Source organism: Cupriavidus basilensis (genome assembly GCF_029335485.1).
GTDB classification, from domain to species: domain Bacteria; phylum Pseudomonadota; class Gammaproteobacteria; order Burkholderiales; family Burkholderiaceae; genus Cupriavidus; species Cupriavidus basilensis_E.
The window spans coordinates 1-3789 of record NZ_JARJLM010000379.1 but is presented as its reverse complement, the minus strand read 5'-3'; the positions used below and the strand labels follow the sequence as shown (position 1 = coordinate 3789).

General features: G+C 64.4%; 4 protein-coding genes. All 4 read left to right on the top strand.

Features of this window, described 5'->3' with window-relative positions; genetic code table 11:
* The first annotated feature begins 449 nt into the window (after positions 1 to 449).
* Positions 450 to 1046, top strand: a complete 597-nt coding sequence (locus P3W85_RS22585; protein WP_276266424.1) for a TetR/AcrR family transcriptional regulator — start codon at positions 450 to 452, stop codon at positions 1044 to 1046.
* 30 nt (positions 1047 to 1076) lie between these two features.
* The gene (locus tag P3W85_RS22580; protein WP_276266423.1) at positions 1077 to 2375 is read left to right on the top strand and encodes a glycosyltransferase; all 1299 of its coding nucleotides are present in this window, start codon (positions 1077 to 1079) and stop codon (positions 2373 to 2375) included.
* A 35-nt stretch (positions 2376 to 2410) separates the two neighbouring features.
* Positions 2411 to 3256, top strand: a complete 846-nt coding sequence (locus P3W85_RS22575; protein WP_276266422.1) for an arylamine N-acetyltransferase family protein — start codon at positions 2411 to 2413, stop codon at positions 3254 to 3256.
* A gap of 227 nt (positions 3257 to 3483) precedes the next feature.
* Positions 3484 to 3789, top strand: a 306-nt coding sequence (locus P3W85_RS22570; RefSeq protein WP_276266421.1) for a hypothetical protein, incomplete at its 3' end; no start/stop codon positions are given.

Genomic DNA, 3789 nt, shown 5'->3' with positions numbered 1-3789 from the left:
GCCTGGAAGTGGTGAAACTGTTCCGGCTGCGCTCGACGGACCCGGACGGGCTGCTGACCCATTCAGCGCCGCTGGGTGACCGAGCTGACCGGAACGACGGCGCCATCATGGACGCCCCAGGCGCAGCTCGCTGGTGATCTGCGCCTGGGGCGCGCACAAGGCGGCGCCAGCGTGCGCGGCCGAGGTGCTGCGGATCATCCAGATGTGTGGCCGCCGCCCCCTGCTTTCTACAAGCGCCGTTGCATACTGCTGTGTGTCCGGCGACGGACAGCGCGTAGAGCGCATCAGCCTGAGACGCACATCTTAGAGCCGATCTCACGCCGAGGCCCATCCTGCAATCACGGCAAACACACAACCCAACGTCGCAACTGCGCGCGTTGCCAGCCTCCCGTTGACATCCCCTTCGATTTCGCATTACTATGTGTAACATGAAATTGAGGGCGACAACCATGCCAACGCGAACCTATCGCCAGTCGGCGCGCGCCAACGCGGTTCAGGATACCGAGCAGCAGATCATCGCCGCCTTGATCGCGCTCCTCGAAGAGCGCTGGTTCGATGAGATCACTCTCGACGACATCGCCGCGGCGGCCGACACCACCCGCCAAACCGTGATACGGCGTTTCGGCAGCAAGACCGGCGTGCTGAGCGCCATGGCGGCCCAGATGGATGTCTCGATCCGGGCTCAGCGCTGGAGCTCGCCGGCCCAAAGTGTGGCCGACATCGTCACGATCCTGATAGACGATTACGAACGCACCGGCGATATCATCGTGCGGACGCTCGGGCAGGAAGCGCGCATTCCCGAGTTCGCCGCCGTCCTCGATCGCGGACGCAAAGGCCATCGCGAGTGGATCGAAGACATGTTCACGGGCTGGCTCGACAAGCTCGACGGCCAGCCCCGCGCGGATCGGCTCGCGCAGTTGTTGGTCCAGACCGATGTTTGGATCTGGCATCTGCTGCGTCGGGCGCAAAGACATTCGGCGGCGCAGACACACCGGCTCATGACGCAGGCGATCGAGCGCCTGCTGCACGAGGATGGGAAGAACTGATCCAGTCTCCATCAAGAAAGGACCAAGGCAATGATGAAGACGACAGATGCGGGGCCGCATCTGCGCATCCTGGCGGTCGGCTGGGAAGGCGGCGGCAACGTGCCGCCGACACTTGCGGCCGTGCGCGCTCTCGCCGGCCGGGGCCACGACGTGCGCCTCATCGCCGACGACACGATGAGCGCGGAGGCGATCGAGGCGGGGGCTCGCTTCCTGCCATGGAAGCGCGCCCCGAACCGTCCGGACCGTTCACCCGAAAGCTGCTTCGTGCGTGATTGGGAAATCGCCGATCCCATGGCCGGCTTTCAAAGATGGTGCGAACGGATCTTCGTCGGGCCTGCGCAAGCCTATGCCGAGGATATTCTCGAAGCGCTGGCAGCGGAGCCCTCCGATTTCCTTCTCGGCTCGGATCTGCTGTTCGGCAGCATCCTCGCGGGCGAAATTGCGAAAGTTCCGACGGCTCTGCTCGCAGCCAACATTTCGGTCTGGCCTCTTCCCGGACAGCCGCCCTTCGGTCCGGGCTTTCAGCCCGCCCGGTCGGCGGCGGACAGAGCGCGGGACGCCGAGGTTTCGGCAATGGTCGAGCAGGTCTGGGACGGCTTCCTGCCTGGCCTCAACGCCGCCCGTGCTCATTTCGGCGTCGCGCCGCTGGCCCATGTCCTTGAGCAGCCCTTGAGCGCCGGCCGCCATCTCCTTGCCACCAGCAGCAGCTTCGACTTTCCCACCGAGCGCCTGCCGGACCGCGTGCGCTATGTAGGACCGCTTCTGGAGATGCCGAGCTGGGCCCGCGAGCGCTGGGCGGGCCCACCAGCGGGCGAGATACGGCCACTCGTGCTCGTATCGTTCAGCAGCACCAATCAGGGGCAGGCCGACGTGCTCCAGCGGGTGATATCCGGTCTGGCCGGGGAGCCGGTCGAGGTGGTCCTCACCCTTGGCAAAGCACTTGAGGGACTTCGCCTTCAATCGCCGGCGAATGTCATCATTCTTGCCAATGCAGCGCATGACGACATCCTGACCATGGCCCGCGCCGTCGTCACCCACGGCGGACACGGCACGATCATGCGATCGCTGCGCCACGGCGTCCCCCTCGTCGTTCTTCCGATGGGGCGCGATCAGAACGACAACGCCGCGCGTGTGGACTATCACGGCGCAGGCCTGCGCCTCGACCCTTCGGCACCTCCGCAAATGCTCGGCGAGGCCGTGCGGCGCGTCCTTTCCGAGCCGAGCTTCGCCGAGCGGGCGTTGGCACTTGGGCATGCCATTGCCGAGGAAGGCCCGGGGCCCGCACGCCTCGTGGCAGAAATCGAGGACTTCGTACTAAGGTCTTCATAAAGAGCCCTGCCAGTCCATCGAAAGGAAAATGAACCATGACGCACGCCTCTTCAAGCGAAAGTGGAATGACCCTGACGTCCGGCCAACTGGACGCCTATCTCGCAAGGATCGGGGTCGGACGGCCAGCTTCTCTCGACGTCGCCAGCCTGTCGAAACTTCACCGCGCCCATCTCATGGCCTTCACCTGGGAGGCACTGGATGCTTTCATGGGATGGCCGTCCTCGATCGCCCCGGCCGCCGCCTTCGCCAAGATGGTGGAGGGCAAGCGCGGCGGCTGGTGCTACGAGATGAATGGTCTGTTCGGCGCGGCGCTCGCCGCACTCGGCTTCCGCGTGACCCGCCTGTGCGGCGGCGTCAATCGTGAAACGCTGGGCGACAACGCCGTCGGCAACCATCTGACCCTGCGTGTCGATCTCGACAGCCCGTACCTTGCCGAGGTCGGCTTGGCGGACGCCATCGTCGAGCCTGTACCGCTTGCCGTCGGGCCGATCAGCCAGCGCGGCTTCGATTTTTCGATCATGCCGTCAGACGACGGCTGGCTGCGTTTCAGGAACCATGCGCGCGGCATGGCGCACAGCTTCGATTTCCGGCCCGATCACAGCGACGAGGCCACCATAGCCGCCACGCTTGGCTGGCTGACGCAGGATCCCGGCTCGCCGTTCACGAACGCGCTGGCGATCCTGCGGCATACCTCGGATGGCTATGTCGCCCTGAAGAACGATTGCCTGTGCAGCGTGACGGCAGAGGGCGTCAGCGAACAGCGCATCACGAGCGCGGATCATCTTGCCGACACGTTCGAAACGATTTTCAGCCTCGACGTTCCCAATCCTGCAAAGATCTGGGACAAGATCCAGACGATCGGCCGCGATAAGAGCGACTAACACAACCATGTCAGGGGCCAGCGCGTGTACTTGCGTGCGGCGGCTCAGCTTGCCGCCCGTCATCCCCGCGCGCGCTTCCTGTGCGTGGGCGAAAGAGGACTGGTCGGACCGCTACGCACCGAGGACTCGCGGCTCGGACTCGATGACCGCTTCCATCTGTAGTTCCCCATCCAAACACTGTTTGTGACGGCTCGGGTAGTGCTGCGAATTTCCCATCAATGTGGTCCATGGAGGAAGCAGTGGATTCGCACAGCGATTGTGGGTTCTCTGCTGGGGCCGCGGAAGAAATCGCGCACGCGCATCCCGAAGCCGTGCGTGGCGACGAGAAAAGTGACCGGCATGCGTCGTATGCTCACCCAGGCAGAAAGTTGGGCGCGATGCCGTCAAGGCGGCGCTTAGCTCACGACCGGGACAAGATTGCTGGGTTGATGCCCGCCCTCAACTTCGCAGCATCCGGAAGAACGGCCAATCGAGTGCTGCCTGCTGAAGTCGGCCAGTTCAAGCCTCGTAGCCAACATCCTCCCAAACGCGTC